The organism is Brevibacillus sp. FIR094 (assembly GCF_050477165.1).
Lineage (GTDB): Bacteria > Bacillota > Bacilli > Brevibacillales > Brevibacillaceae > Brevibacillus.
In genome coordinates this window covers 82,028-108,529 of the sequence record NZ_JBEAES010000006.1, presented here as the reverse complement: position 1 = coordinate 108,529, position 26,502 = coordinate 82,028, and the positions used below count along the sequence as shown (strand labels likewise).

Annotated in this window: 24 protein-coding genes; 22 read left to right on the top strand and 2 right to left on the bottom strand. The window is 48.7% G+C overall.

The window, feature by feature from the left end:
* The first annotated feature begins 15 nt into the window (after nucleotides 1-15).
* The 6 genes from ACQ5DJ_RS06630 (at nucleotide 16) to ACQ5DJ_RS06605 (ending at nucleotide 9,141) form a co-directional block, all read left to right on the top strand.
* Nucleotides 16-1,158 (top strand): acyl-CoA dehydrogenase, encoded by a 1,143-nt coding sequence (locus tag ACQ5DJ_RS06630; protein ID WP_429841740.1) that lies wholly within the window; start codon nucleotides 16-18, stop codon nucleotides 1,156-1,158.
* 36 nt (nucleotides 1,159-1,194) lie between these two features.
* Complete coding sequence (locus ACQ5DJ_RS06625) at nucleotides 1,195-2,337, top strand: acyl-CoA dehydrogenase (RefSeq protein ID WP_429841739.1); 1,143 nt, start codon at nucleotides 1,195-1,197, stop codon at nucleotides 2,335-2,337.
* A gap of 171 nt (nucleotides 2,338-2,508) precedes the next feature.
* The gene (locus ACQ5DJ_RS06620; protein ID WP_144618736.1) at nucleotides 2,509-3,141 is read left to right on the top strand and encodes a TetR/AcrR family transcriptional regulator; all 633 of its coding nucleotides are present in this window, start codon (nucleotides 2,509-2,511) and stop codon (nucleotides 3,139-3,141) included.
* A gap of 123 nt (nucleotides 3,142-3,264) precedes the next feature.
* Nucleotides 3,265-6,516 carry a fused isobutyryl-CoA mutase/GTPase IcmF gene (gene icmF, locus ACQ5DJ_RS06615; RefSeq protein ID WP_429841738.1) on the top strand — a complete coding sequence of 1,084 codons (3,252 nt, stop codon included), beginning with the start codon at nucleotides 3,265-3,267 and terminating at the stop codon, nucleotides 6,514-6,516.
* A gap of 257 nt (nucleotides 6,517-6,773) precedes the next feature.
* Nucleotides 6,774-7,334, top strand: coding sequence for a DNA-directed RNA polymerase subunit delta (gene rpoE, locus ACQ5DJ_RS06610; RefSeq protein ID WP_429841737.1), 561 nt, complete (start codon nucleotides 6,774-6,776; stop codon nucleotides 7,332-7,334).
* A 205-nt stretch (nucleotides 7,335-7,539) separates the two neighbouring features.
* Nucleotides 7,540-9,141: a CTP synthase gene (locus tag ACQ5DJ_RS06605; protein ID WP_429841736.1), complete on the top strand. Its 1,602-nt coding sequence runs from the start codon at nucleotides 7,540-7,542 to the stop codon at nucleotides 9,139-9,141.
* 72 nt (nucleotides 9,142-9,213) lie between these two features.
* Here ACQ5DJ_RS06605 and ACQ5DJ_RS06600 read toward each other — a convergent pair whose 3' ends face one another.
* Nucleotides 9,214-10,008: a lipid II flippase Amj family protein gene (locus ACQ5DJ_RS06600; RefSeq protein ID WP_144618743.1), complete on the bottom strand. Its 795-nt coding sequence runs from the start codon at nucleotides 10,006-10,008 to the stop codon at nucleotides 9,214-9,216.
* A 171-nt stretch (nucleotides 10,009-10,179) separates the two neighbouring features.
* Between ACQ5DJ_RS06600 and ACQ5DJ_RS06595 the strand changes: the two genes are divergently transcribed.
* From ACQ5DJ_RS06595 to spoIIR, 15 genes are all read left to right on the top strand, one after another.
* The gene (locus ACQ5DJ_RS06595; RefSeq protein WP_007725537.1) at nucleotides 10,180-10,554 is read left to right on the top strand and encodes a response regulator; all 375 of its coding nucleotides are present in this window, start codon (nucleotides 10,180-10,182) and stop codon (nucleotides 10,552-10,554) included.
* A 103-nt stretch (nucleotides 10,555-10,657) separates the two neighbouring features.
* A complete protein-coding gene (gene fba, locus ACQ5DJ_RS06590; RefSeq protein ID WP_429841735.1) occupies nucleotides 10,658-11,512 on the top strand; it encodes a class II fructose-1,6-bisphosphate aldolase in 855 nt (284 codons plus the stop codon).
* 14 nt (nucleotides 11,513-11,526) lie between these two features.
* Nucleotides 11,527-12,171 (top strand): fructose-6-phosphate aldolase, encoded by a 645-nt coding sequence (gene fsa / locus ACQ5DJ_RS06585; RefSeq protein WP_017252387.1) that lies wholly within the window; start codon nucleotides 11,527-11,529, stop codon nucleotides 12,169-12,171.
* A 79-nt stretch (nucleotides 12,172-12,250) separates the two neighbouring features.
* Nucleotides 12,251-13,534, top strand: a complete 1,284-nt coding sequence (locus tag ACQ5DJ_RS06580) for a UDP-N-acetylglucosamine 1-carboxyvinyltransferase (RefSeq protein ID WP_429841734.1) — start codon at nucleotides 12,251-12,253, stop codon at nucleotides 13,532-13,534.
* A 28-nt stretch (nucleotides 13,535-13,562) separates the two neighbouring features.
* Nucleotides 13,563-14,525: a class II fructose-bisphosphatase gene (glpX, locus tag ACQ5DJ_RS06575; RefSeq protein WP_429841733.1), complete on the top strand. Its 963-nt coding sequence runs from the start codon at nucleotides 13,563-13,565 to the stop codon at nucleotides 14,523-14,525.
* A gap of 66 nt (nucleotides 14,526-14,591) precedes the next feature.
* Entirely contained in the window at nucleotides 14,592-15,872 is a 1,281-nt protein-coding gene (gene rho, locus ACQ5DJ_RS06570; protein WP_017252384.1) for a transcription termination factor Rho, read from the top strand.
* 74 nt (nucleotides 15,873-15,946) lie between these two features.
* Entirely contained in the window at nucleotides 15,947-16,849 is a 903-nt protein-coding gene (locus ACQ5DJ_RS06565; protein ID WP_429841732.1) for a peptidoglycan DD-metalloendopeptidase family protein, read from the top strand.
* Nucleotides 16,850-16,919: 70 nt separating this feature from the next.
* Nucleotides 16,920-18,185 (top strand): radical SAM protein, encoded by a 1,266-nt coding sequence (locus ACQ5DJ_RS06560; RefSeq protein ID WP_429841731.1) that lies wholly within the window; start codon nucleotides 16,920-16,922, stop codon nucleotides 18,183-18,185.
* 106 nt (nucleotides 18,186-18,291) lie between these two features.
* Nucleotides 18,292-18,489 (top strand): 50S ribosomal protein L31, encoded by a 198-nt coding sequence (gene rpmE / locus ACQ5DJ_RS06555; RefSeq protein WP_017252381.1) that lies wholly within the window; start codon nucleotides 18,292-18,294, stop codon nucleotides 18,487-18,489.
* An 86-nt stretch (nucleotides 18,490-18,575) separates the two neighbouring features.
* The gene (locus ACQ5DJ_RS06550) at nucleotides 18,576-20,030 is read left to right on the top strand and encodes a cryptochrome/photolyase family protein (protein WP_429841730.1); all 1,455 of its coding nucleotides are present in this window, start codon (nucleotides 18,576-18,578) and stop codon (nucleotides 20,028-20,030) included.
* A 28-nt stretch (nucleotides 20,031-20,058) separates the two neighbouring features.
* Nucleotides 20,059-20,634: a thymidine kinase gene (locus ACQ5DJ_RS06545; RefSeq protein WP_429841729.1), complete on the top strand. Its 576-nt coding sequence runs from the start codon at nucleotides 20,059-20,061 to the stop codon at nucleotides 20,632-20,634.
* Between the two features lie 86 nt (nucleotides 20,635-20,720).
* Nucleotides 20,721-21,218, top strand: a complete 498-nt coding sequence (locus ACQ5DJ_RS06540; RefSeq protein WP_429841728.1) for a sporulation protein — start codon at nucleotides 20,721-20,723, stop codon at nucleotides 21,216-21,218.
* 235 nt (nucleotides 21,219-21,453) lie between these two features.
* Nucleotides 21,454-22,530, top strand: coding sequence for a peptide chain release factor 1 (gene prfA, locus ACQ5DJ_RS06535; RefSeq protein ID WP_017252377.1), 1,077 nt, complete (start codon nucleotides 21,454-21,456; stop codon nucleotides 22,528-22,530).
* Nucleotides 22,514-23,404: a peptide chain release factor N(5)-glutamine methyltransferase gene (gene prmC, locus ACQ5DJ_RS06530; protein WP_429841727.1), complete on the top strand. Its 891-nt coding sequence runs from the start codon at nucleotides 22,514-22,516 to the stop codon at nucleotides 23,402-23,404. The genes prfA and prmC overlap by 17 nt, the downstream gene beginning before the upstream one ends.
* Before the next feature lie 111 nt (nucleotides 23,405-23,515).
* On the top strand, nucleotides 23,516-24,283 hold the full coding sequence (spoIIR, locus tag ACQ5DJ_RS06525; RefSeq protein WP_429841726.1) for a stage II sporulation protein R: 768 nt from the start codon (nucleotides 23,516-23,518) through the stop codon (nucleotides 24,281-24,283).
* A gap of 58 nt (nucleotides 24,284-24,341) precedes the next feature.
* On the opposite strand, the gene ACQ5DJ_RS06520 is transcribed toward spoIIR, so the two are convergent.
* Nucleotides 24,342-25,139, bottom strand: a complete 798-nt coding sequence (locus tag ACQ5DJ_RS06520; RefSeq protein WP_429841725.1) for a DUF3298 and DUF4163 domain-containing protein — start codon at nucleotides 25,137-25,139, stop codon at nucleotides 24,342-24,344.
* A gap of 230 nt (nucleotides 25,140-25,369) precedes the next feature.
* On the opposite strand from ACQ5DJ_RS06520, the gene ACQ5DJ_RS06515 reads away from it, so the two are divergent.
* Complete coding sequence (locus tag ACQ5DJ_RS06515) at nucleotides 25,370-26,449, top strand: L-threonylcarbamoyladenylate synthase (RefSeq protein WP_429841724.1); 1,080 nt, start codon at nucleotides 25,370-25,372, stop codon at nucleotides 26,447-26,449.
* Nucleotides 26,450-26,502: the final 53 nt, after the last annotated feature.

Genomic DNA, 26,502 nt, shown 5'->3' with positions numbered 1-26,502 from the left:
AAAGGTAGGACGGACATGGATTTTCGATTGAACGAAGAGCAAGAGATGATGCGCCGCATGGTGCGAGACTTTGCCCAGAAAGAGATCGCACCTTTCATCCCTGTGATGGAAGAGACGGACCAGTTCCCGCGTCATATCTTAAAAAAGATGGGCGAGATGGGGCTCATGGGCATTCCGATCGCCGAAGAGTGGGGAGGAGCAGGGGCGGACTTTATTTCCTACATTTTGGCCATTCACGAGATTTCCAAAGTGAGTGCGACAGTAGGCGTCATTTTGTCCGTGCATACCTCCGTCGGGACGAACCCGATTCTCTACTTCGGTACCGAGGAGCAAAAACGCAAATACGTGACCAAGCTTGCGAGTGGGGAATACCTCGGGGCTTTTGCCTTGACCGAGCCGCATGCAGGTTCTGATGCGAGCAGTATTCGAACCACAGCCGTGAAAAAAGGCGATGAGTACATCCTGAACGGAAACAAAGTGTTCATCACAAACGGTGGGGAGGCAGATACGTATATCGCATTTGCCGTAACCGACTCTACAAAAGGAACCAAGGGAATATCGGCCTTTATCGTAGACAAGGATACACCGGGCTTCACGGTTGGGAAAAAAGAAAAGAAGATGGGACTTCACGGTTCCTATACGACAGAGCTCGTATTCGACAATGCGCGTGTACCAGCTGCCAACCTGTTGGGTCAAGAAGGGGAAGGCTTCTGTATCGCAATGGCGAATCTGGATTCCGGTCGAATCGGGATTGCGGCACAGGCACTCGGGATTGCCGAGGCGGCAGTGGAGTATGCGACAGAGTACGCGCGGGAACGTAAGCAGTTCGGACAACCGATTGCCAAGCAGCAAGCCATTGCCTTCAAGTTGGCTGACATGGCGACGAAAGCAGAGGTAGCCCGGTTGCTGGTATACCGAGCGGCGTGGTTGCGCAGCCAAGGTATTTCTTGTGGGATGGAAGCCTCGATGGCAAAGCGTTTTGCCACAGACTCCGCGATGGAGCTCGCTACAGAAGCCGTACAAATCTTTGGCGGCTATGGCTACACCCGAGAATATCCGGTCGAGCGTCTATTCCGAGATGCGAAAGTAACGCAAATCTATGAGGGCACCAACGAAATTCAACGAATCGTTATCGCCAAGCATTTGCTTGCTGATTAAATAGACAGATGAAAAAGACATGGGGGAGTGATCCATATGAATTTCCAACTGACGGAAGAACATGACATGATGCGCAAAATGATTCGCGACTTTGCAGAGAATCAAGTAGCTCCGACAGCAGCCGAGCGCGACGAAGAAGAGTGCTTTGATCGTTCCATATTTGAGCAAATGGCTGAGCTTGGACTGACAGGCATTCCTTGGCCGGAACAATACGGCGGAGCAGGTGCAGATTACCTGAGCTACGTCATTGCCGTGGAAGAACTCTCCCGTGTGGATGCTTCCATCGGAGTGACGCTGTCCGCACATGTTTCCTTGGCGAGTTGGCCGATTTACAAATTCGGGACAGAGGAGCAAAAACAAAAGTTTTTGCGTCCATTAGCAGAAGGTAAGAAGATGGGCGCGTACTGTTTGACCGAGGCGGGATCTGGCTCCGATTCTGCTGGAATGCGCACGACAGCCGTACGCGATGGTGATCACTACATTTTAAATGGCACCAAAATTTTCATTACCAATGCGGGCGAAGCAGAAATCTACATCGTATTCGCGGTTACCCAACCAGAATTGAACCATAAAGGCATCACCGCTTTCATCGTAGAAAAAGGCATGGACGGCTTCACAATGGGGAAAAAGGAGAAGAAGCTGGGTATCCGTTCCTCGCCAACACTTGCGGTCAATTTTGAAGATGTACGCGTGCCAGTAGAAAACAGGCTGGGCGAAGAAGGCCAAGGCTTCAAAATTGCGATGATGACGTTGGACGGTGGAAGAAACGGTATTGCCGCTCAAGCATTGGGAATTGCACAAGGTGCATATGAGCAGGCGCGGAACTATGCCAAAGAACGCATTCAGTTCGGCAAGCCTATCTCTTCCTTGCAGGCAATCCAGTTCAAGCTGGCAGACATGGCAACCAAGATCGAGGCATCCCGTTTGCTCACTTACCAAGCAGCGTGGTTGGAGGATCAAGGCCTACCATATGGAAAAGCATCTGCGATGTCCAAAGTTTTTGCAGGAGATACAGCAATGGAAGTAACAACCGAGGCTGTTCAAGTTTTCGGGGGTTACGGCTACACGCGGGAGTATCCTGTGGAACGCTTCATGCGTGATGCCAAAATTACACAAATCTATGAAGGAACCAATGAAATCCAACGTGTCGTGATCAGCAATTTCCTGCTAAAAGAGTAGGAAACTGTCCAGTCTTCCAACACGATTACACACATAGAAAAGAAAAGTTTGGCTTTGTGCTCTTACTCGCGTATAATGATCTGCGAATGATACAAAAGTAGAGTGTTTGCGCCTTCTTTTCTATGAGGCGTCTGACCAAACGCTCAGTCGGTTGGAAAGGTGGATTTTGGAGTGTCTGATAAGAGAAAAGCGATACCGTCCCTGGTAAAGGACCCAAAACTGATCGAGAGAAGACGAGAGCAGATTATTGAGGCTGCCGTTCATCTCTTCATTAATAAAGGTTTTCATAAAACGACGACAAGGGAGATTGCCCGAGCGTCTGGATTTAGTATTGGTACGTTGTACGAGTATATTGAGTCAAAAGAAGACGTGCTCTACCTTGTTTGTGATGCCATTCATGCGGAGATGGAGACGCGTTTGCGTGAAGCGATCAATTTCAACGGAACTGGCTTGAAAACATTAAAGATAGCACTAAAGAGCCTGATCCGCGTGATGGATCAGATGAGCGACCGTGTTTTGCTTATTTATCAGGAAGCCAAATCATTGCCAAAAGAAACACTCCGCTACGTGTTGGGGCGTGAAGAAGCCATTTCGCATATTTTCGTCGAAATCCTGGAAAAAGGGATTGCCGATGGTTCACTGCGCATTGACGAGAAGAACGTCAAGCTGATGGCGGACAATATCATGGTACTGGGCGAAATGTGGGTCTTCCGCCGTTGGGCATTGAAAAAGCACTATACCATTGAGGAGTACACAGAGAAGCAGATCGCGCTTCTGCTTCGTGATATCAGTGTCTCCGATTAAGAGGAGAGTTTAAAAAGTCTGGGGAAACATAGAGTGCCAAGCATACCTCGCGTCTACCGCGCCTTGATCTGCTTGGCACTGTTTTTCCTCCTTTTTAAACTTAATGAAAAGGAGAGTGGAACGATGGAAACAGAAGTGTATCGTCCGCAAAACAAGGTTCGCTTTGTGACCGCAGCTAGTCTGTATGACGGTCACGACGCCTCGATCAATATCATGCGCCGTATTTTACAATCGTCGGGAGTAGAGGTCATCCATCTCGGACATAACCGCTCTGTTGATGATATTGTAACAGCCGCTGTTCAGGAGGATGTGCAAGGGATTGCCATCAGCTCCTACCAAGGCGGTCATGTGGAGTATTTCAAATACGTAATTGATCTATTACGCGAGCGGGGAGCAGAGCATATCCGTGTTTTTGGCGGCGGTGGCGGCGTTATCGTTCCACGCGAGATTCGGGAATTAGAAGAGTACGGAGTCTGTAAAATTTATTCGCCAGATGATGGCAGACGATTGGGCTTGCAGGGCATGATCAATGACATGATCAGACGTAGCGATTTCCCAACCGTTAAGCAGCTGGGGGAAGAAGTAGCAGGCTTGCGTGAGCAAAACCATCAGGCGATTGCTAGACTGATTTCCGTTGCAGAGTATGCAGTGGACCAGTCCGTATGGACAGAACCTCTCCGTGAAAGTTTAGTGGAAGTCGATTCAGCCATTCCGGTATTAGGGATTACAGGTACGGGTGGAGCAGGAAAAAGCTCATTGACTGATGAGCTTGTTCGTCGATTTATTCGCACTTATCCTGACAAGACGGTTGCGATCTTGTCTGTCGATCCATCCAAGCAAAAATCAGGCGGAGCGTTACTTGGTGACCGCATCCGCATGAATGCCAATTCGACACCGCGGGTTTATATGCGCAGTCTCGCCACCCGCAAATCGGGCATGGAGCTGTCTGCTGCCTTAAAAGATGCGATTCAAGTAACGCGTTCTGCCCATTTTGATCTGATTATTGTGGAAACGAGCGGAATTGGTCAGGGTGATGCGCAGGTCACAGAAGTGTGCGACGTCTCCATGTACGTCATGACCAGTGAATTTGGGGCACCGTCCCAGCTGGAAAAGATTGATATGCTCGACTTTGCTGATGTGATCGCGATCAACAAATTTGAGCGCAAAGGCTCAGAGGACGCTCTTCGCGAGGTTCGCAAGCAATATCGACGCAATCACCAGCTTTTTGAGCTGCAGGATGAGAAGGTTCCTGTGTATGGTACGATTGCGAGCCAGTTTAACGATCCGGGAACGAATGTGTTGTTTGCTGCCTTGATGCATCGAATTGTAGAAAAGACTGGCGTTGACTGGTCTGTAGAGTATTTGGATACGACTCCCGTAAAGATTCATAAAACTTCGTTGATTCCGACAGAGAGAATCAATTATTTGCAAGACATTGCCAATACCGTCCGCCAATACCGTGCCTATGCCGAAGAGCAGTCGTTAATTGCACGCAAGCTGTTCCAGTTGCAGGGCGCAAAGGAGACGGTGCTTGCCTCGGGAGATTCTGTAGCTCCCGAGTTGGCAGCGGTACTCGATAAACAAATCGTTCTCTTTGAAGAAAAACTGCATCCGGAGTGCCGGCGTATTCTAGAAAATTGGCCCAAGCTTAAGGAAGCATATCGGAAGGATCAATTCGTCACGAAAATTCGCGACAAGGAATTGGTTACCAAGCTGTTCAGCGAATCTTTGTCGGGTACACGTATTTCAAAAGTAGCCGTCCCTGATTACGAGGATTGGGGCGAGATTTTAAAGTGGTCGTTAAAAGAAAATGTTCCAGGTGAATTCCCGTATACAGCAGGAGTATTTCCGTTTAAACGCGAGGGAGAAGACCCCAAACGACAATTTGCAGGCGAAGGTACTCCAGAGCGGACGAACAGACGCTTCCACTTCCTGTCTCAAAATGATGAAGCGAAGCGACTCAGTACGGCTTTTGACTCGGTTACGCTGTATGGTGAGGACCCTGACTACCGCCCGGACATTTACGGGAAAATCGGTACGAGTGGGGTCAGCATTTGCACGCTGGATGACATGAAAAAGCTGTACGCCGGCTTTGATCTTTGTGCACCTAGCACTTCCGTGTCCATGACCATCAACGGTCCTGCGCCAATGATTTTGGCCATGTTCATGAATACGGCGATTGAGCAGCAGCTGAATGCTTTTGTCCAAAAAGAAGGGCGTCAGCCTACCGAGGACGAAGCGAAGCAAATCAGAGCGTACACGCTGTCGACTGTTCGTGGAACCGTTCAGGCAGATATTTTGAAAGAGGATCAGGGGCAAAATACGTGTATCTTCTCGACAGAATTTGCCTTGCGGATGATGGGGGATATCCAGCAGTATTTTATCGACCAGAAAGTGCGGAACTACTACTCTGTGTCCATTTCCGGCTATCATATTGCGGAGGCGGGGGCGAATCCGATTACGCAGCTTGCGTTTACGCTGTCTAACGGATTTACCTATGTTGAGTATTATTTAAGCCGCGGCATGAACATCGATGATTTTGCGCCGAACCTGTCCTTCTTCTTCTCTAATGGTCTCGATCCGGAATACAACGTGATTGGACGTGTGGCTCGCCGGATTTGGGCAACCGTGATGAAGAATCGTTATGGTGCAAATGACCGCAGCCAAAAGCTGAAGTACCACATCCAGACGTCCGGTCGTTCCTTGCACGCGCAGGAGATGGATTTCAACGATATCAGAACGACCTTGCAGGCTTTGATTGCCATTTACGACAACTGTAATTCTCTCCATACGAATGCATATGACGAAGCGATTACGACCCCGACGGAGAACTCTGTGCGACGGGCAATGGCGATTCAGATGATCATCAACAAGGAAATGGGACTCGCCAAAAATGAGAACCCGCTTCAAGGGGCATTCATCATCGATGAGTTGACTGATCTGGTAGAAGAGGCAGTTATGCAAGAGTTCGAGCGGATCAGTTCTCGCGGAGGCGTGCTGGGGGCGATGGAGACTCAATACCAGCGCGGCAAAATTCAAGACGAGTCCATGTATTACGAAATGAAAAAGCATACGGGCGAGCTGCCAATTATTGGGGTAAACACGTTCGTTAATCCGAATGCATCTGAGGATGATTACGAGATTGAATTGGCTCGGGCTACCGAAGAGGAAAAAGAACAGCAAATCATAAATCTCCGTGCATTCCAGGAGCGCCACAAGGATGCATCAGCGACTGCGCTGCAGCGCCTACAGGAAGTGGCCATGGCGGGAGAGAACATCTTTGCCGAGCTGATGGAAACGGTAAAAGTAGCGTCGCTTGGACAAATCAGTGCTGCTCTGTATGAAGTGGGCGGCCAATACCGCAGAAATATGTAAGACAAATCCCTCGGTAGCGTTTGCCGAGGGATGTCTTTGGTTTTGGTGTCGACAAGAATTAGTCAGCCCCTGTTTGAAAGCCTTGCATTTTCGTCTAAAATAAGGAATACTGTATGATAGCCTTCTTATGTTGTACGATGTACAATCAAAGAAATCGATATCATTTATGAATGACTTATACAAGCCTGCGTCCCCCGAACAGGGCACCGGGTCAGTATTCAAATCAATCGTTTTCATATGGAAAGGACGTGCCCTGAGTGAGTCAATTGTTTGCTCATATTGATTCCGAGAAACTGAGTGAGATGGCGTTAGTTGACATTGCGTATGAAATTTTGCGTGAAACTAACCGCACTTACAACTTCCGCGAGCTGATGAATGAACTGGTTGCAGTGCGCAAGCTGACAGATGAACAACTCATGGCAATCATCGCGCAAGTATACACAGAAATTAACATCGATGGCCGTTTCGTGTGCCTCGGTGACAACGTATGGGGATTGAAACGCTGGTACCCAACCGACACCGTGGAAGAAACCCAAGAGGGTGGCGGAACAAAGAAGAAGAAAATCGTCACGGAAGACGACTTCGACGATTACGATTCCGAAGACGAAGGTGTCGAAGAATACGAAGAAGACGATGTTGTTATCTTTGAGGACGAAGAGGAATTCGTCGACGAAGATTCTGAAATCGAAGAAGAAGAAATCGATGGAGAAATCGACGAGGAAGAACTTGAAGACGAAGATGATGAAATGTTCGAAGAGGACGAAGAGCTTGCGGAAGAGGAATCTGACGACGAGCTCGACGAAGAAGAAGAGAAATAGGTCCTTGACTTCCGCTTAAGGGACAGATAAAATACTCCTTGGGCTTCACATGAAGAAGGATCAAATATGGGAAACTATAAAACAAAAGTGCCCCTACCCCATTTCTTTACGGGATAGGACTCGCTTTTGTTTTTCTTTTTTTTTGGAGCCGTCTTCATTCGATTTTTATAACTACTTAAGGGTGAGGGAAAGAGGGGACGTAACGATGACGAAGTATATTTTTGTGACAGGCGGGGTTGTATCCTCGTTGGGAAAAGGAATTACAGCGGCTTCTCTGGGCCGACTCTTGAAAAATAGGGGTCTGAAGGTAACCATCCAGAAGTGTGACCCATACATCAACGTTGACCCGGGAACGATGAGCCCGTATCAACACGGGGAAGTTTTCGTAACGGACGATGGTGCGGAAACAGACCTGGACTTGGGCCACTATGAGCGCTTTATCGATATCAACCTGAGCGCTAACTCCAATATGACAACTGGTAGAATTTACTCGACTGTCATCGCCAAAGAACGCCGTGGCGACTATTTGGGAGGAACCGTTCAAGTTATTCCTCACATCACGAACGAAATCAAAGATCGCATTTTCCGTGCAGGTCGTGAAACCGGGGCAGATGTAGTGATTACCGAGATCGGTGGAACTGTTGGGGATATCGAGAGCTTGCCATTCCTTGAATCCATCCGCCAGATCAAAAGTGACATCGGTCGTGAAAACGTCATGTACATTCACGTAACCCTGGTACCATATATCAAGGCAGCAGGTGAAATGAAAACTAAGCCTACGCAACACAGCGTGAAAGAACTGCGCAGCTTGGGTATTCAACCAAATGTGATCGTGACTCGTACCGAGCAACCGATGACGCAAGAAATGAAAGACAAGTTGGCTCTGTTCTGTGATATCGATAAAAACGCGGTAGTGGAATGTGTAGACGCGGATAGCCTTTACGATGTACCACTGCAATTGCAAGCACAAGGATTGGACGATTATGTATGCCGTCACTTGGGTATGACTTGCCAAGAAGCGGATATGACAGAGTGGAAATCACTCGTATCGAAAATCAAAAACTTGTCCAAAACGACTACCATTGCAATCGTTGGTAAATATGTAGAATTGCATGATGCGTACTTGTCCGTAGCAGAAGCGCTGTACCATGGTGGCTATGCGAGCGACTCCAAAGTAGAAATCAAATGGGTACACGCGGAAGAAGTTACGCCAGAAAATGTTGGCGAACTGCTCGGTGATGTAAATGGTATCCTCGTACCTGGCGGCTTTGGTGATCGTGGTATCGAAGGTAAAATCATCGCTACACGCTATGCTCGTGAAAATAAAGTGCCATTCCTCGGAATTTGCTTGGGTATGCAAATCGCTGTGATCGAGTTCGCTCGCCACGTAGCGGGTATGGACGGCGCAAACAGCTCCGAGATCAACCCGAATACAGCGTATCCGGTTATTGACCTCTTGCCAGAGCAAAAAGATATCGAGGACAAGGGCGGTACCATGCGTCTGGGTCTCGGTCCAACCAAAGTGGAAGAAGGCACGCTGACTGAGGCTGCATACGGAAGTACCCTGGTATATGAGCGTCATCGTCATCGCTATGAAGTGAACAACGAATACCGTGATCAATTGGCGCAATTGGGCTTGCGTTTTGCGGGTACAACTCCAGATGGTCGTCTGGTTGAAATCGTGGAAGTTCCTGAACATCCATGGTATGTAGCGACTCAGTTCCATCCGGAGTTCACATCCCGTCCGAACCGTCCACAGCCACTGTTCCGTGACTTCGTGAAGGCTTCCCTGAACCTGAACAAATAACATAGGTCGATAAATAGAAAGACGCACCCGCGATGTAAAGTCGCAGGTGCGTCTTGTGCTTTTAAAAGCAGATCAATGGAACAAGGGCGATAGCCAGGCTACCCAGTAGGCGGCCGGAATGAGCAGGAATTGAGCCAAAATCGTTCCGATAAAACGTGAGATCATCAGCCACAGGTACATGTCACGAATCGATTGCTGCGTGGTTTTCCCTTGCATTGCTTTTTCTGTCAAAAGGGCAATTTGCGGGTCTACCAGAATCGTCATGAAAATCGTGGCAAAACCGTTGATTAATCCAGAAGACATCAAAACGGTTGCTTTGTATTCCGGGGCTAGTAATGTCGCGTACAACACGGACAGTACGCTGCTTGTGTAGATGGCTGTCCCCAATGCATTTAATAACAGTAATCGTTTGGGAACGCCTTTGATTCGAAACCGTGAGATGGCTTGCCAGCTAGGAATCCGGACATGATGGTGAACACGTCGAATAGTTTCAACAGTAACTGCCGTGCGAATCATTTGCGGAATCGAGCCCGCTAATTCCAAGTGCGAGATCATTCGCTTCGATATTTGGACAAAAGTGGGAAACAGTACGATAGCCGCCAAGGTTCCGAGTGAGGACGCTGCAATAATCACGTGCAATTGTGTGCTAGGATCAAAGTGCTCAATCGCGGCTTGATCCATCAATCCTCCAGTGAATGGTCCTTGAATCAGGTTGGAAGTACGGGAGAGGAGTAATACGATCCCGACCAAAGACATCGCTACAGCTATCCTGCCCGTTTGTACCCCTGCAAAACGGATTCCGTAGGTAAGTGTCTCTGTCGTATGGATAATAAATGTTAACAAGCAAATTAGCCACAGAGCATCCATAGTAAGTATCTGGCTCCTTGTGTGTAGGGGAAATTGGTTTTTCCCATTATACTCGAAATGAGGCTTATGGGAAATTTTAAGCGGATGTTCAGCAAAAAAGGTGAAGGAGTTTCCTGATTTTAGGCGAACCCATATTAATTAAGAAAACGCATTCGTCAGGGGGGAATCAGAATGTTCGACAAACAAGATAAAAAGGTACTGGTTGTGGATGACCAGTATGGGATTCGCATTTTACTGTATGAGGTGCTGGGAAAAGAAGGGTACAAGACCTTTCAGGCAGCAAACGGGAAAATGGCATTGGAAATCGTGGAAAAAGAATCGCCAGATTTGGTTATCCTCGACATGAAGATCCCTGGGATGGATGGTATTGAGATCTTGAAACACATCAAGAAGATCAATCAGGAAATCAAAGTCATCATGATGACAGCTTACGGAGAGCTGGACATGATCAAAGAAGCAACACAACTAGGAGCATTGACTCATTTTACAAAGCCATTTGATATCGATGAACTACGAATGGCGGTACATCAGCAATTAGCTTGTTAGGACTTGACTGCTAAGGTCAGGGTACAAGCGTCCCTGTTAACAAATGCTTGTCTGTGGTATAATAAGCCACATGACTGAAGTCTGCTAGAGGAGGATTTACAAAATGCCACTGGTACCTATGACCGCTTTTACCGAAGACGTCAAAAAGCATAAATACGCCGTCGGACAATTTAACCTGAACAATCTGGAGTTTACTCAAGCGATTACTGAAGCTGCGATGGAAGAAAAATCGCCTGTGATCTTTGGTGTTTCTGAAGGTGCACTGAAATACATGGGGATCGATTATACAGTAGCGATTGCAAAAGTGGCTGCTGAACGCGCAGGAGTCCCTGTTGCTTTGCATCTTGACCATGGTAGCAATTTCGACATGGTAATGAAGTGCATTCGCGCTGGGTTCTCTTCTGTTATGTTCGATGGTTCCCATCATTCGTTTGAAGATAACCTTCGCCTGACCAAACAGGTTGTAGAGGCTGCTCACGCTGTTGGCGTATCGGTAGAAGGTGAACTCGGTACCATCGGTGGGGTAGAAGACGACCTGTCTGTTGACGAGGAAGATGCTACTCTGGCAAATCCTGAGGAAGCAATCCGCTTCTGGGAAGAAACAAAAGTAGACTATGTAGCGATTGCTGTAGGTACAGCACACGGTATGTACAAAGGAGTTCCAAAAATCCGCTACGACATTATCGAAAAAGTAGCGAACAACATTGGAGCGCCAATCGTTCTTCACGGTGGTTCCGGCGTACCAGACGAAGCGATTATCGAATCCATCCGTTTGGGCGTAGGAAAAATCAATGTAAATACAGAAAGCCAAGTCGCATGCACAGAAACAGTTCGCAAAGTGCTGGCTGCCAAGCCGAATGAGATCGACCCACGCAAATACCTGAGCCCTGCTCGCGATGCGATCAAGGAAGTAGTAAAAGGAAAAATGCGCTTGTTTGGAAGCAGCAACCGCGCGTAACTGGGAGGATAATCATGCGTTTTTTGATTGATACAGCAAACGTTGAAGAAATCCGCGAGATTCACGAATGGGGAGTTTTGGCGGGCGTAACGACAAATCCGTCTCTGGTTGCCAAAGAAGGACGCGATTTTGTAGAAACCCTGAAAGAAATTCTCGATATTGTTGACGGTCCGATCAGTGCCGAAGTCATCAGTACAGATGCAAAAGGCATGATCGAAGAGGGAGATAAGCTCGCTGCTCTTTCGAAAAACATCGTCATCAAGCTGCCAATGACCGCAGAAGGTTTGAAGGCAACCAAGTATTTTGCTAAACGCAAAATCAGAACAAACGTAACACTGGTGTTCTCTGCGAACCAGGCACTTTTGGCTGCGCGCGCAGGTGCGAGCTTCGTGTCTCCGTTCTTGGGACGCCTGGATGACATTGGTCAAGATGGCATGCAATTGATCGAAGATATTGCTGAAATCTTTTCTGTTCACGGTATCGACACCGAGATCATTGCGGCATCTGTACGCCATCCCGTTCACGTAACGGAGGCAGCACGCCGTGGTTCTCACTTCGCTACCATTCCAGCGAAAGTATTTAAACAACTCATTGCCCATCCACTGACAGACAGTGGCTTGGAGAAATTCCTCGCTGACTGGGCAAGTATGCAAAAATAAGGACACGTGTTGAAAGTCCAAGCACCTTTTCCATTGGGGAAGGTGCTTCTTTCCCGATTACGCCTGAGGAGAGCAAAGCATGGATAAGCTGATCATCAACGGTGGAAAACCGCTCGCGGGGACGGTGACCATCAGCGGAGCAAAAAACAGCGCAGTCGCACTCATCCCAGCAGCGTTGCTGGCAGATGGACCCGTTGTTATTGAGAATCTCCCCCGTATTCAGGATGTAGGTATCTATCACGAGCTCTTGCAGGAAATGGGAGCTGACGTGCTGTTCGAAGAAGATTGGATGGAAATTGATGGACGCATGATGCAGCTGATGCTCATGCCAAATGGTCGTATCAAAAAGCTTCGCGCCTCGTACTATTTGTGGGGAGCCTTGCTCGCCAAGTTCGGTGAAGCGCAGGTTGGCTTGCCAGGTGGCTGTGATTTGGGCCCGCGTCCAGTAGATTTGCATATCAAAGGCTTTGAAGCGATGGGCGCCGAGGTGGAGAACAAAAACGGCGTCATGACCATCCGTGCCCAAAATGGACGTTTGCAGGGGGCACGAATTTATCTCGATCTGGTCAGTGTTGGTGCCACCATCAACATTATGCTGGCTGCTGCCAAAGCAGACGGTGTGACAATTATTGAGAATGCTGCCCGCGAGCCTGAGATTGTCGATGTAGCGACCTTGCTCAACAATATGGGAGCAAACATCAAAGGCGCCGGAACGGACATGATCCGCATTCAAGGCGTAGAACGTTTGCGCGGATGCCGTCATACGATTATCCCCGATCGGATCGAAGCGGGGACGTACATGATTGCGGCAGCAGCTACTAACGGCAATGTGATGGTGGAGAATGTCATTCCAAAGCATTTGGAGTCTGTAACGGCCAAACTGCGCGAAATCGGTGTGCAAGTGGTAGAAGAGGATGACAGTATCCAAGTCATCGGACATGATGCTTATCGATCAATTGACGTGAAAACGAGTCCGTATCCGGGTTTTCCAACGGATCTCCAGCAGCCGATCACGACCTTGCTGACTCTTGCCAAAGGCTCAAGCATCGTGACGGACAATATTTACAGCTCGCGTTTTCGTCATGTAGATGAACTGCGCCGTATGGGAGCTTCCTTGAAGATTGAAGGAAGATCCGCTGTCATCGAAGGCGGAAGCAAACTGAATGGTGCCAAAGTGGTAGCTTCGGATTTGCGTGCGGGAGCAGCTCTGTTCATTGCCGGCTTGGCGACGAACGGCACGACAGAATTAGAAGGACTCGAACATATAGATCGTGGCTACGAAAACTTGGTGGGCAAGCTACAATCCTTGGGAGCCGATATTACTCGGGTAGGCCTGCAGAGCATGGAAAACCACCAGCGTTAACCAATCACCAGGAGAGGAGTCTTCCAGAATGGAACGCAGTTTAACACTTGAACTGGTACGTGTGACTGAAGCCGCTGCTTTGGCTTCTGCCAGTTGGATGGGTCTCGGAAAAAAAGATGAGGCTGACGATGCGGCAACGACCGCAATGCGCAATGAATTTATGAAAGTGCCGATGGATGGCGTCGTAGTTATTGGTGAGGGCGAAATGGACGAAGCGCCAATGCTGTACATCGGTGAGCGTCTGGGCCAGGGAGTGGCTCCAGCAGTCGATGTGGCGGTTGACCCTTTGGAGGGAACAAATATCCTTGCAAAAGGTACGTGGGGAGCGATTTCGGTCATTGCCATTGCAGACCGAGGAAATTTGTTGCATGCTCCTGACATGTATATGGAGAAAATGGCAGTAGGGCCTAAAGCAGTCGGCAAAGTCGATATCAACGCTCCGGTTCGTGATAACCTGAAAGCGGTAGCGCAGGCACAGGGGAAAGATATCAGCGATTTGGTTGCTATTGTGCTTGACCGTGATCGCCACTCTAAGGTGATCCACGAAATTCGTGAGGCAGGCGCGCGTATTCGCCTCATCTCAGATGGAGACGTAGCCGCTGCAATCAACACTGCATTCCCTGATACAGGTGTAGACATTTTGTTCGGTTCTGGAGGAGCTCCTGAAGGTGTTCTGGCAGCAGTTGCTCTGAAATGCCTCGGGGGAGAAATCCAGGGCAAGCTCTTGCCGCAAAATGAAGAAGAGATTAAACGCTGTGTCAAAATGGGATTGACTAACCCTCATCAAGTCCTGTTCATGGATGACTTGGTGAAAGGTGATGACGCCATTTTTGCAGCGACAGGTGTGACGGATGGCGAGTTGCTCAAAGGGGTTCGCTTCCAAGGAACTCGTGCGACGACTAATTCCGTTGTTATGCGTGCGAAAACCGGAACGGTACGTTTCATTGAAGGGAACCACCGCTTAGAACGCAACCTGAGTAACGGTTTGTAAGGAAAAGTTTTCGCGTTTATATGTTGAGCTAGGTTTTTTTAAGAGTAAATAAAGAGTGGTGGATGTATGTTACTTTCTGAACTAGAAGAAAAGAAGCTGACCGATCTCTATAAGCTGGCCAAGGAATACCATATTCCGTACTACTCCCAGTTGAAGAAGAAGGAATTGATTTTCGCGATTCTTCGAGCACGTGCGGAGCGGGATGGTCTCATGTTTATGGAGGGGGTTCTCGAAATATTGCCGGAGGGATACGGCTTCCTTCGCCCTATTAACTATCTCCCCAGCTCGGAAGATATCTACATCTCCCAATCGCAGATTCGCCGTTTTGATCTGCGGATGGGGGATGTGGTATCAGGAAAAGCAAGGCCACCGAAGGAGAATGAACGTTATTTTGGACTCCTTCAAGTAGAGGCAGTGAACGGAGAAGACCCTGAGACAGCTGCAGAGCGTCTTCATTTCCCCGCATTGACACCGTTGTATCCTCAAACCAAGCTTGTACTGGAGACAGCCCCTGCACGTGTTTCCACTCGCCTGATGGATCTTCTCTCTCCTGTTGGACTGGGTCAGCGTGGATTGATTGTGGCTCCGCCAAAAGCGGGGAAAACCATGCTGATCAAAGAGATTGCCAACAGCATTACCGAAAGCCGCCCGGATATCCACTTGTTTGTCTTGCTCATTGATGAGCGTCCGGAAGAGGTGACGGATATGCAGCGATCTGTCAAAGGAGAGGTAGTTGCCTCGACTTTTGACGAGTTGCCTGAGAATCACATCAAAGTTGCTGAGCTTGTCTTGGAGCGTGCGAAGCGATTGGTTGAGCACAAAAAAGACGTGGTGATCCTGCTGGATTCCATTACACGTCTCGCTCGTGCTTACAACTTGGTTATTCCACCAAGTGGTCGAACATTGTCCGGTGGTATTGATCCGGCAGCCTTCCATCGTCCGAAGCGCTTTTTTGGTTCAGCGCGGAACATTGAAGAAGGCGGCAGCTTGACCATTTTGGCGACTGCTTTGGTTGAGACCGGCTCTCGTATGGACGATGTGATCTATGAGGAGTTCAAAGGAACCGGAAACATGGAGCTTCATTTGGATCGCAAGCTTGCGGAGCGCAGAATTTTCCCGGCGATCGATATCCGCCGTTCGGGTACACGCCGCGAAGAGCTTCTGCTCACCAAAGAAGAGCTGGATAAGCTGTGGATGATCCGGAAGAACATGAATGAAACAAACGAATTTGTCGACTCCTTTATTAAAAAGTTGGCAGATACAAAAACAAATGAAGAATTTTTGCAAACCCTTGAGTCTAAGCAACAGGGCAGAGGGAAAGCAGCTAGCACGACGGTGAGTTCATGATGACTCACCGTCATTTTTTTGCGGCGTTGGCATACCGTTAGGAAGGGAGCTGGAAAAGAAGGAGGAGATGCTTTGTGGAGTACGTGCAAGTTAGCGCTCCGGTGGAGTCACAGATGGAAGCGAAAAAAGCAGTCGTGGAGCAGGCGCTATTTCAAGCGTTTAATCCCTATGCCAGTCTGGCTTCACCTGCACCAGCAACGAAAGGGAATTCAGTGATGTACGCTGTTCGGCAAGGAGATACGCTATCCGGTATTGCCCAGCGCTACGGTCTTTCTTTAAAAAATCTGGTCGAGGCTAATAGCATTACGAATCCCCATTTGCTAAGCGTGGGCATGAAGCTAATCATCAAGCGTGATGAAGTCGGACATATGGTGAAACGCGGAGAAACGCTGGATTACATAGCAAGGCGGTACGGTGTGAGTCGGGAATCGTTAATCGAACGAAATCCGCTGCTAAAGTGGCTGTCGGACAACCTGTATGTAGGACAGGTCGTGTATGTCCCCATCGCTAAAGGCAATCCGATGTTGGGTAACGATCCTCAGCAGAAGCGAAGTGCCGTTCAAGCGGCAAGTCGCCAAGTCATCACGAGAATTCGCGGCGGTCTAAATTGGCCAGTCAGAGAAGCTACGATTACAAGCGGATTTGGAGCGCGTTGGGGAAAAGCACACAAGGGTGTGGATTTGTGGAACGTAGAGGAATCAAAGACCCCGATCTTGGCAGCGAGGGCAGGAGTTGTTGTGGAGGCAGGCGCCAATCGATCAGGGTACGGGCGGATGGTCGTAATTGATCACGGTGATGGCTTGCAAACCTTTTATGCCCATATGCGTCTGTTGCTGGTATCACCTGGTCAAACCGTAGAAGCGGGTGAGATATTGGGATACATGGGGCAAACGGGTAACTCTACAGGCTACCATTTGCACTTTGAAGTGCGACAGGATGATGTGCCGATCAATCCACTTCCCTATCTTGGCAGGTAACCCTATACAATTTACATTGCTTTTTCAATGCGATACAATGGGCAAAGCAAAGAAGCGAGGCGATTTTCCCATGTATTTAGTTTACGCAGATGAAAAAGGCAATGTATACGACCACCCAGGTCTTTTTGCAGTGGCTCGTAACGGAGATATATTGACAGAAATTCTGGAAGAAGAACTGATCCCGCTCCCGGAAGGATCGACGCTGGTCAGTTTACCGGACACCGAGCCGATTGGAATGGACCCGGACACGGGTGAAATGGTCAAGTTGGATGGCTGTACAGCAGTAGGCGCACTTGTGCCACAAGGAATTACAAGGCTCTTGCTGCCAGGCTACGTAAAAACGAACAAGGATAGCAAGCTGCCATTGTTCGGCTACTCCGCAGTCGTCTGGAAGGATAACCGATTCTGGGTAACAGGTCGGGCGAGTGACGATATTTACAAATGGGACCCGTTGAACTTCCCGATGGATGAACTGCGTCAGCGAGTGGCAAAGACGTTGGAGACGTTTCCGCAAAACCGCATTTTGAACCATTTGTCCCACTGTGCGTTGGAATACGAATGCTTAACGGCCTCCAATAACTTTTTCAACCGCTGGGAAGGCAGCTTGCCTGTTTCCTACACCTGTAATGCCGGTTGCTACGGCTGTATTTCCGAGCAACCAGATGACAGTGGCTTCCCTTCTCCACAGACGCGGATGAATTTCAAACCGACAGAGGACGAGCTGGTGGAAGTCATGCTGCACCACCTGAAGACACCGGAGAGCATCATCAGCTTTGGACAGGGTTGTGAGGGTGAGCCTTCTACGATGGCTTCTATTATCGTTCCAGCGATGCGTCGTGTACGGGAAACGACAGATATGGGCTTTATCAACATCAATACGAATGCGGGCTTGACCGATCATATCAAAGGCATTGTCGATGCTGGCCTTGATCTGATGCGCGTGAGTATTATCAGTGCGATTGACGAACACTATAATGCTTACTACCGCCCGCGCAACTACACGTTGGAAAATGTAGCGCGTTCTGCTGAGTATGCTGCATCTAAGGGTGTGTATACGTCCATTAACTACTTGTGCTTCCCTGGCGTGTTTGACCGCGAAGAGGAAATGGAAGCGATGATCGAGTTCATCAGCAGAACAGGCATTAAGCTGATTCAGCTACGGAATCTGAATATCGATCCAGAGAGTTATCTGGCGATGATTCCAAAAGCGCAAGGCGAAGTATTTGGCATGAAGCAAGCCATCGAAATTTATCAGCAGGAACTGCCCGATGTCGTAATCGGTTCGTTTACACATATTCCTCCAGATCAACTCCAGCGCAGGAAAAACATGGCGTAATCGGCCAACCAGTTGCATTTCGGGAGTGTTTCATGCTACTATCTGATATGTGTTTATATAACTCTGTTTCGGCAAACGATTCAGGGCGGAAAGAGGTGTAGAAGAGATGAAACAAAACATTCATCCTAAGTACAACGTAGTTACAGTTAGCTGCGCATGCGGTAACGAATTTGAATCCGGTTCCGTGAAACAAGCGTTGAAAGTGGAGATCTGCTCCAACTGCCATCCTTTCTTCACAGGAAAACAAAAATTCGTTGATGCAGGCGGCCGTGTAGACCGTTTCAAACGCAAATACAATCTGTAATAATCAGAATGTATGGGAACAACCAGGTAGAGCAATCTGCCTGGTTTTGTCTTTTTCTGGCATTAATTTTTTCGGGAGGACAAACGATGACTGCTATCGTCTGGTTCCGTCGGGATCTACGCTTGCATGACCATGTTGCTCTGCACGCAGCTATGCTCACAGGCGATCCGATTATTCCTGTTTATATAGTGGAGGATTCGCTTTGTCGTTCTACGGTTGTAGGCGATAAGCGACTACATGCGCATTTTGCCGCGATAGCTGCACTCGGCGATGCTTTGGCTCAACTGGGAGGACACCTCTTGATTCGCCACGGCAACCCACAGCAAGTGCTCTGTCAATTAGCGCAAGAGACAGGTGCAGATAAGTTGTTTTTCAATCGGAATTATACGCCAGAGGCTCGCAAGCGAGACGAGCTCGTGTCAGAAGTGTTGAGCAGTCATGGCGTGTTTGTACATACATGCAAGGATCTGGTTTTGCATGAGCCTGGGGAAATTATGACGAAGCAGCGGACACCGTATGCCGTTTTTACACCTTATCGTCGCGTTTGGCAGACGCTTCCCAAAGATAGACCGTTCTCTCAGCCGACAAGCTGGAATCTATTTGATCGGCTGAAGGAGTTGGAGAGTGAGCCAGTTCCTACTGTGGAAGCGTTTGGACGGAAACGACCGATTGGCCCCGAGTGGGAAATAGAGCAGTTCGGGGAGCTGGCGGCACGTAAACGATTGCAGCAATTTTTAGATGGAGACATTTATACGTATAAAGAACAACGCGACATGCCAGGGGAGAATGCGACCTCCCGGCTGTCTTTTGCCCTAAATGCAGGTACGCTGTCTATACGAACGGTGTATCATAGCGTACAGGAAGTGCTTGCTTCCGCACGGGGTGAGCAGGTTACCTCGATCGAAGCTTTTCTTACGGAACTCATTTGGAGAGAATTTTATCATCAGGTGCTTTATTTCCATCCGGACACGACTGACCATGCCTACCTGCCACAATCTGAAACGGTCGCTTGGGAAAACAGGAAGGACCTATTTACCCGTTGGTGTCATGGGGAGACGGGCTACCCGATTGTCGACGCTGCTATGAAGCAGTTGAATGAGACGGGATGGATGCACAATCGGTTGCGGATGATTGCCGCTTCTTTTTTGACAAAGGATTTGCTTGTGGATTGGCGTTGGGGAATGACCTATTTCGCACAGCAATTGATCGATTTCGATGAAGCGGCAAATGTCGGGGGCTGGCAGTGGAGTGCTTCGACTGGTACCGATGCGCAACCGTACTTTCGGATCTTTAATCCAGTCACACAAGGGGAAAAGTTTGATCCAGACGGCCTATTTGTCAAAAAATATCTTCCCGTACTGCGTGAAGTACCTCTACAATATATTCATAAACCGTGGGACATGCCGGAGCATATCCAAGAGCAAACGGGCTGTAAGATTGGCTTCGACTATCCGATTCCTTGTGTGGAGCATGCACAAAGAAGAAAGCTGGCCATGGCCTTGTTTCAGGAGGCAAAAGACCGCCATGCAAAGACTGAGTAACGACTTTTAGGCAAAGGGAGATAGAGACGTGGCACAACTATATTTTCGGTATGGAGCGATGAATGCTTCCAAATCCATTCAATTATTGACCGTTGCCCACAACTACGAGCAATCGGGGAAAAAAGTAGTAGTGTTTACTCCAGCAGTGGATGATCGCTATGGCGTGGGAAAAGTGGCTTCGCGTGTTGGGATTAGCCGAGAAGCGATTCCGATTAGCGAAGAGACCGATCTGTATCAAATTGTTGAGGCAGAGTCAGTCAAGCCGCATTGCGTGTTGGTTGACGAGGCTCAGTTCATCAGTCGCCACCATGTGGATCAGCTCGTCAGGATCGTAGACAAGCTGGGCATTCCTGTAATCGTCTATGGCTTGTTGAAAAACTTCAAGAATGAGCTCTTCCCTGGTAGCGCCGCCCTGTTGTGCGAGGCCGACAAGGTGGAAGAGATTAAAACGGTTTGTGTTTATTGCAATAAAAAGGCGACGCATATTCTCAAGTTCAAAAATGGACAACCCGTATACGCTGGGGAGACGATTGAAATTGCTGGAAATGATACGTACAGCAGCGTCTGTCGCAAGCATTACTATACGCCTCCAGTTGTCGATTAAAGAAAGCATAAGCCACCCCCTGTTTGTCCCGTGCATGAGCCCAAGAGGCGATGCGCAGACTAAGCAAAACAGGAGGTGGCTTTTTCATGCGGACACAGCCTATTTGGCGAAGCGCGTTGGTTTTATTGGGCGTGATGACACTGACTTCTACCCTCACCGTTGGCTGCGGAGGAAATACGGCTAAGCAACAGGGCTATCGTACGGATATGAGGAATACGCAGCACAATATGAAGGTCAGAGGGGATCAAAGCGGAAATACGCTGCAAGGCCGGACCCCTGTTGCTGCTGATCGCGACTCGCTAATGGGACGCAATCAAAACCCGAACATGGTTACTGGTCGAACGAATGTGCGCAATACGCCAGTCGAAGTGACGAATATGGAGAGGCTCGCCATGTCGGTGAAAGGTGTGGAAAATGCACGCATCACACTCAGCGATGCCAATGCATATGTTACTCTTGACCTTGTTCATAACATCACTGCGAATCAAGCGCGTACCAGCGAGCAGCAGGTGATTTCACTTCTTCGAGAAAGAATTCCAAACTACGATTTTCACTTAACCTCGCATGACGGTTACCATCGCTGACAGGGGAGCAGGACGTATGTAGCAAGGCTCGGCATAGCCGGGCCTGTTTGGCATCGGTAAAACATTTCCAGTAATAATGCACTTTGACTTCTTGCGACATTCCTCCTATAATTTATCTGTTATAACCGTTTATATGGTAGATAGCATTTTATCGCAATTCATATCTAACATACATGCTACCAAGGCTTCGCCTGCGCCAAAAGGCTATTATTCTTTGCGATGGGGTGAAATAAAAATGTTTACACGCTTATCTGCAGTCGAAGAGCGTTTTGAAGAAGTAACCAACCTCCTATGTGACCCCGACGTCATTAGTGATACAAAACGCTTGCGTGAACTGTCTAAGGAACAATCTTCGTTGGAAGAGACGGTAACGACATACCGTGAATATAAATCAGTGGTGAGTCAAATCGATGACGCCAAAGCGATGCTGGAAGAGAAACTGGATGACGAGATGCGTGAAATGGTCAAGCTCGAGCTCAATGAATTGTCATCACGCAAGGAACAACTGGAAGATCGTTTGAAGATCCTGTTGCTTCCAAAAGACCCGAACGATGAGAAAAACGTCATTGTGGAAATCCGCGGTGCTGCGGGCGGCGATGAAGCTGCACTGTTTGCAGCGGTGCTCTTCCGTATGTACACGCGTTTTGCAGAGCGCAACGCTTTTAAAATTGAAGTGCTGGAGGCAAGCCCAACCGATATCGGTGGATATAAGGAAATTGTCTTCTCGCTGTCTGGTCGCGGTGCTTACAGCAAAATGAAATTCGAAAGCGGCGCGCATCGTGTGCAACGTATCCCGGCTACTGAGTCCGGTGGACGCATCCATACTTCTACTGCGACTGTACTGGTTCTGCCAGAAGCAGAAGACGTGGAAGTGGAAGTACACGAAAAAGATATCCGCATCGATACGTTCTGCTCCAGTGGTGCGGGCGGTCAGAGCGTTAACACGACCAAGTCTGCGGTTCGCGTAACGCATATTCCTACAGGGATCATGGTTTCTTGTCAGGACGAGAAATCCCAGCATTCCAACAAAGACAAGGCGCTGCGTGTATTGCGCGCACGTCTGTATGATTTCTACATGCAACAACAAAATGCGGAAGCAGATGCTACGCGCAAAAGCTTGGTGGGTACTGGTGACCGAAGCGAGCGCATCCGCACTTACAACTATCCACAAAGCCGCGTGACCGACCACCGCATCGGTCTGACCCTGCACCGACTGGAATCGGTATTGGAAGGCGAATTGGATGAAGTGATCGACAACCTGATCCTGCATGAACAAACGGAGCTTTTGAAAAGCCATGCACACTCAGCTTGATTGGTCTGATGTCACGACGATTCGAGAAGCCCTATTACGGGCTTCTTCCTTTTTGCGGGAAAAAGGGACGAAGGATCCTATGTTCGAAGCGGAGCTAATGATTCGTCATTGTCTCGACTGGGATCGGACGCGCTTTTTAATGGCGATGACGGATTCAATCGATGCAGAAACATTGGTGAAGCTGGACGGACTGTGCGTGCGCCGGGCGAATAACGAGCCATTGCAATACATGTTTGGCGAACAGGAGTTTTATGGTCGTCCTTTTACGGTGCGACCAGGTGTGCTGATCCCAAGACCGGAAACAGAAATACTGGTGGAGCGAGTTATGACGGCAGCAGCAAAGCTCTGGCCTGAGCGGGAAGAGCTAGCGGTGGTGGATATCGGCACGGGGAGCGGAGCCATCTGCATTACGCTCGCGTTAGAAAAACCGCAATGGCGCGTGACTACGGTGGACCTGTCGCCTGAGGCAACGGCAATTGCACGGGAAAATGCAAGTCGTCTTGGTGCAGATGTCCGCTTTCTACAAGGAGATTTGGTGCAGCCGCTTTTGGAAGCAGGCGAAAAGGTAGACATCCTCGTGTCCAATCCACCGTATATCCCGAGTCGCGATGTCGAGGAGCTGGACGATGAAGTGCGCGTACATGAACCTCGCTTGGCTTTGGATGGCGGCGAAGATGGTTTGGATTGCTATCGTCGACTGTGTGAGGCGCTGCCGAATCTATTGAAAGAAGAAGCGGTTGTAGCGTTTGAGGTAGGCATTTATCAGGCTGGGGATGTAGCAGCATTGATGAAAGCATCTGGTGTCATGGATGAGGTAGAGATTGTTCCAGATTTGGCGGGGATCGAGCGGGTTGTTATCGGAGTGAGACGATAGCGCTGACTCGTCTCGCCTTTTTTACATAGAGAATGAATGTTTGAAATCGTGTGAATCCGTCCATACTGATTGCTAAAGAGAGAAGATCAGTATAGAGGGAGACGGATAACGATGAAACGGATGTTGTTCATGGCATTTAGCCTGTTTATGCTTATGATGAGCTGGGAGGGGCAGCTTACTTCGGCCAATGTGTTGGATAATGGGCCGATCCCTCAGGAATCCGTTCGCTTGCGCATTATTGCAAACAGCGATTCTGTCCAAGATCAATGGTTAAAGCGTGAAGTCAGAGATGCGATTATCGCTCAAATGAATACGTGGGCGGACGATATTGAGACTTTGGAGGAAGCAGAGCAAGTGATTCAATCACAATTGCCTGTCCTTCAACAAGTCGTAGACAAGACGATCAAGGAACGCGGTTTTTCGTACAAAGCTGTAGTCGATTTTGGCGAAGTCCCTTTTCCGACGAAGCTGTATGGCTCCTATGTGTATCCTGCGGGTAATTACCGAGCAGTCCGTGTACAAATTGGAGAGGCAAAAGGTCAAAACTGGTGGTGTGTCCTGTTCCCGCCGCTCTGCTTTATTGACATGTCCAATGGCGACGCTGTACAAGCAGAGCCAACTCCAGAGCCAACTCCAGAGCCAGAAAAATCTAAACAAACGACAGCAGCTGTATCCGAGGAAGAAGAAGACTACGATCGATTTGACAGAAAGCAAGTAGCGGACATACCCCTAGAAGAGAACGAAGTAAGATTACATTCCGAATTAAATAAAGCGGACGCTGAGCAAACAAAAGTAGAGGGAGAAGAAGTAACTGCCTCCGCTCCTGAAGTAGAAGTGAGATTTTACTTATGGGAAAAAATCGAGGGCTGGCTCTCCTAAGCTGGACATAAAAAACGACACCCGCCGCGCGTGCAGGTGTCGTTTTGAATTGCTGCGATTACTTTTTGAACAAAGCCTCACGAATCTCAGGCTTCAACAGACCTTGGTAACGATGAGCAGGGATCTCGAACTCTGGCATTCCTGCTGCATAAGCGGCAATTTCGTATTGGCCAAAATGGATCACCAGGTTGCCGTCTTTAAAGGAGAAGCCTTGATCGTCTCTGATGCTTTCGAATCCATCGTAAGGGTTAAATCCGTCTGCCTGGGTTTGTGCTTTGATTTGTTGCGTAATGATTTGATTGAGAATCGTACGGTAATCATAGCCAGGCTGGAACAGGTCAGCCAGCTTCAGTTGTTTTGCCTTGGCTTGATTATCAATGGTGTAATACGTAACATCCGTCATGCCATGTGCTCCGCCCGTATAAATGTAGGTTTGTACGGAGAAAGAAACGAGCTTGCCAGCAGTGTGTACCTCATAGGAGATGTCTAGCGCATGAGGGCGTGGCTCCCAGCCGTGTTTTTTCGCTTCTGCCGCATCTTCTTTGCCGGCTTTTTGTCCTTCAGCCAGACCTGTTTGCGCTTCTTTTAGCAGAGTAGCGTTCAGTTTTGCTTCAAAAGCTTTATCCTTCATCCCGCTAATCACTGGGATGGATACTTTACCTTGAAATTCTTTCGTATCGACCGTAAAGGTTTTTGGTGTGAACAGGATACCGTTAGCTTGTGGCTTTGGCGCTTGTACAGCAGGCTTTGTGGAGGTGGCAGGTGAAGCAGGTGCTGCAAATACTGGAGCAGCGACAGCTGTTAACAATACAGCTGTACCAAGCAGGCTGGAAGCTAAGGATTTAAAGGATGACATATCATTCACGGTCCTTTCGATAAAGGGAAAGTTATTGTTTTGTTTTCGTGTTCATTCTACTACAGGGTCAAGACGGATGAAGTTAAAAAAAGGTAACAAATTTCTCTTTTCCACGCTGTTCAGAAAAGTTATTCACAAGTTACCCACAGCCTGTTGAAAACTTTTTGGTGCACATCTATACTTAAGGCACTCCTTACAAAGAAACGAGCTAGAGAAAGGATTTTTTAACGATGGAAAAGAATTTTGTGACAAAAGTCTGGTCTGTGGATAACGATGTGGAAAATCAGCATAGTTGTGCACAGATTGTGGATGCAGCCCGTTTTCTTCGAGAAGGGGCAGTTGTCGCGTTTCCCACGGAGACGGTTTACGGCTTGGGAGCGAATGCATTATCAAATGAAGCAGTGGAAAAAATATTTACAGCAAAAGGCAGACCCAGCGATAATCCGCTGATTGTACATATTGGGGCGTGGGACCAGTTGTCCACAGTAGCAAGTGAGATTCCGGAGAAAGGGAAAAAGCTGATGGAGGCGTTTTGGCCTGGACCATTGACGGTGATTTTGCCAAAAATGGATCAAGTAGCTTCGCTGGTAACGGCAGGTCTGGATTCAGTAGGGGTTCGCATGCCTGATCATCCGATTGCCTTGGCTTTGATCAAGGAAGCGGGGGTACCGATTGCAGCTCCAAGCGCCAATCGCTCTGGACGTCCGAGTCCAACGACAGCAGCGCATGTATTGGCTGACTTGGATGGACGCGTAGCAGGTGTCGTCGATGGTGGGGCAACAGGCGTTGGGGTAGAATCTACAGTTATTGATGTTACGCAGGACCCGCCCATGATTCTGCGCCCGGGCGGCATCACACGGGAGCAAATGGAACCAGTGATTGGCTACGTGGAACTCGACCCTTCTTTTCAAGTGGGAGCAGCAGAGGCACCACGCTCTCCAGGGATGAAATATGCGCATTACGCTCCTGAAGGGGAAATGTGGCTAGTGTCAGGAGGGAGTGAAAAAGTTCGGGCGAAAATGGAAGACATGCTGCAACAAGCGAAGCAGCACGGTCAAAAAACGGGTGTACTGGTAACGAAAGAAACAGCTCCCTTTTGGCAAAGTCACGCGGCGGCAGATGTCGTTCTTGTGGTCGGATCACAAGCGGATCTGGAAGTGGTTGCCCAACAGCTTTATGCTGTGCTGCGAGAATTCGACGATCAAGAAGTGCAGTATATAGTCGGTGAGACTTTCCCGCGAAACGGGTTGGGTATGGCCGTAATGAATCGCTTGGAAAAGGCTGCTGGAGGCCGAGTCTTGTCCGTGTAAACCTGTCCTAAACTCCCCCTTGTCCGCATAAGGTGAAGAGACGGGAGGGGAGC

Coding starts and splice junctions, on each gene's coding strand:
- ACQ5DJ_RS06630 (WP_429841740.1), top strand. CDS start 16: ATGGATTTTCGATTGAACGAAGAGCAAGAGATGATGCGCCGCATGGTG.
- ACQ5DJ_RS06625 (WP_429841739.1), top strand. CDS start 1,195: ATGAATTTCCAACTGACGGAAGAACATGACATGATGCGCAAAATGATT.
- icmF (WP_429841738.1), top strand. CDS start 3,265: ATGGAAACAGAAGTGTATCGTCCGCAAAACAAGGTTCGCTTTGTGACC.
- ACQ5DJ_RS06605 (WP_429841736.1), top strand. CDS start 7,540: ATGACGAAGTATATTTTTGTGACAGGCGGGGTTGTATCCTCGTTGGGA.
- ACQ5DJ_RS06600 (WP_144618743.1), bottom strand. CDS start 10,008: ATGGATGCTCTGTGGCTAATTTGCTTGTTAACATTTATTATCCATACG.
- ACQ5DJ_RS06595 (WP_007725537.1), top strand. CDS start 10,180: ATGTTCGACAAACAAGATAAAAAGGTACTGGTTGTGGATGACCAGTAT.
- fba (WP_429841735.1), top strand. CDS start 10,658: ATGCCACTGGTACCTATGACCGCTTTTACCGAAGACGTCAAAAAGCAT.
- fsa (WP_017252387.1), top strand. CDS start 11,527: ATGCGTTTTTTGATTGATACAGCAAACGTTGAAGAAATCCGCGAGATT.
- ACQ5DJ_RS06580 (WP_429841734.1), top strand. CDS start 12,251: ATGGATAAGCTGATCATCAACGGTGGAAAACCGCTCGCGGGGACGGTG.
- glpX (WP_429841733.1), top strand. CDS start 13,563: ATGGAACGCAGTTTAACACTTGAACTGGTACGTGTGACTGAAGCCGCT.
- rho (WP_017252384.1), top strand. CDS start 14,592: ATGTTACTTTCTGAACTAGAAGAAAAGAAGCTGACCGATCTCTATAAG.
- ACQ5DJ_RS06560 (WP_429841731.1), top strand. CDS start 16,920: ATGTATTTAGTTTACGCAGATGAAAAAGGCAATGTATACGACCACCCA.
- rpmE (WP_017252381.1), top strand. CDS start 18,292: ATGAAACAAAACATTCATCCTAAGTACAACGTAGTTACAGTTAGCTGC.
- ACQ5DJ_RS06550 (WP_429841730.1), top strand. CDS start 18,576: ATGACTGCTATCGTCTGGTTCCGTCGGGATCTACGCTTGCATGACCAT.
- ACQ5DJ_RS06540 (WP_429841728.1), top strand. CDS start 20,721: ATGCGGACACAGCCTATTTGGCGAAGCGCGTTGGTTTTATTGGGCGTG.
- prfA (WP_017252377.1), top strand. CDS start 21,454: ATGTTTACACGCTTATCTGCAGTCGAAGAGCGTTTTGAAGAAGTAACC.
- prmC (WP_429841727.1), top strand. CDS start 22,514: ATGCACACTCAGCTTGATTGGTCTGATGTCACGACGATTCGAGAAGCC.
- spoIIR (WP_429841726.1), top strand. CDS start 23,516: ATGAAACGGATGTTGTTCATGGCATTTAGCCTGTTTATGCTTATGATG.
- ACQ5DJ_RS06520 (WP_429841725.1), bottom strand. CDS start 25,139: ATGTCATCCTTTAAATCCTTAGCTTCCAGCCTGCTTGGTACAGCTGTA.
- ACQ5DJ_RS06515 (WP_429841724.1), top strand. CDS start 25,370: ATGGAAAAGAATTTTGTGACAAAAGTCTGGTCTGTGGATAACGATGTG.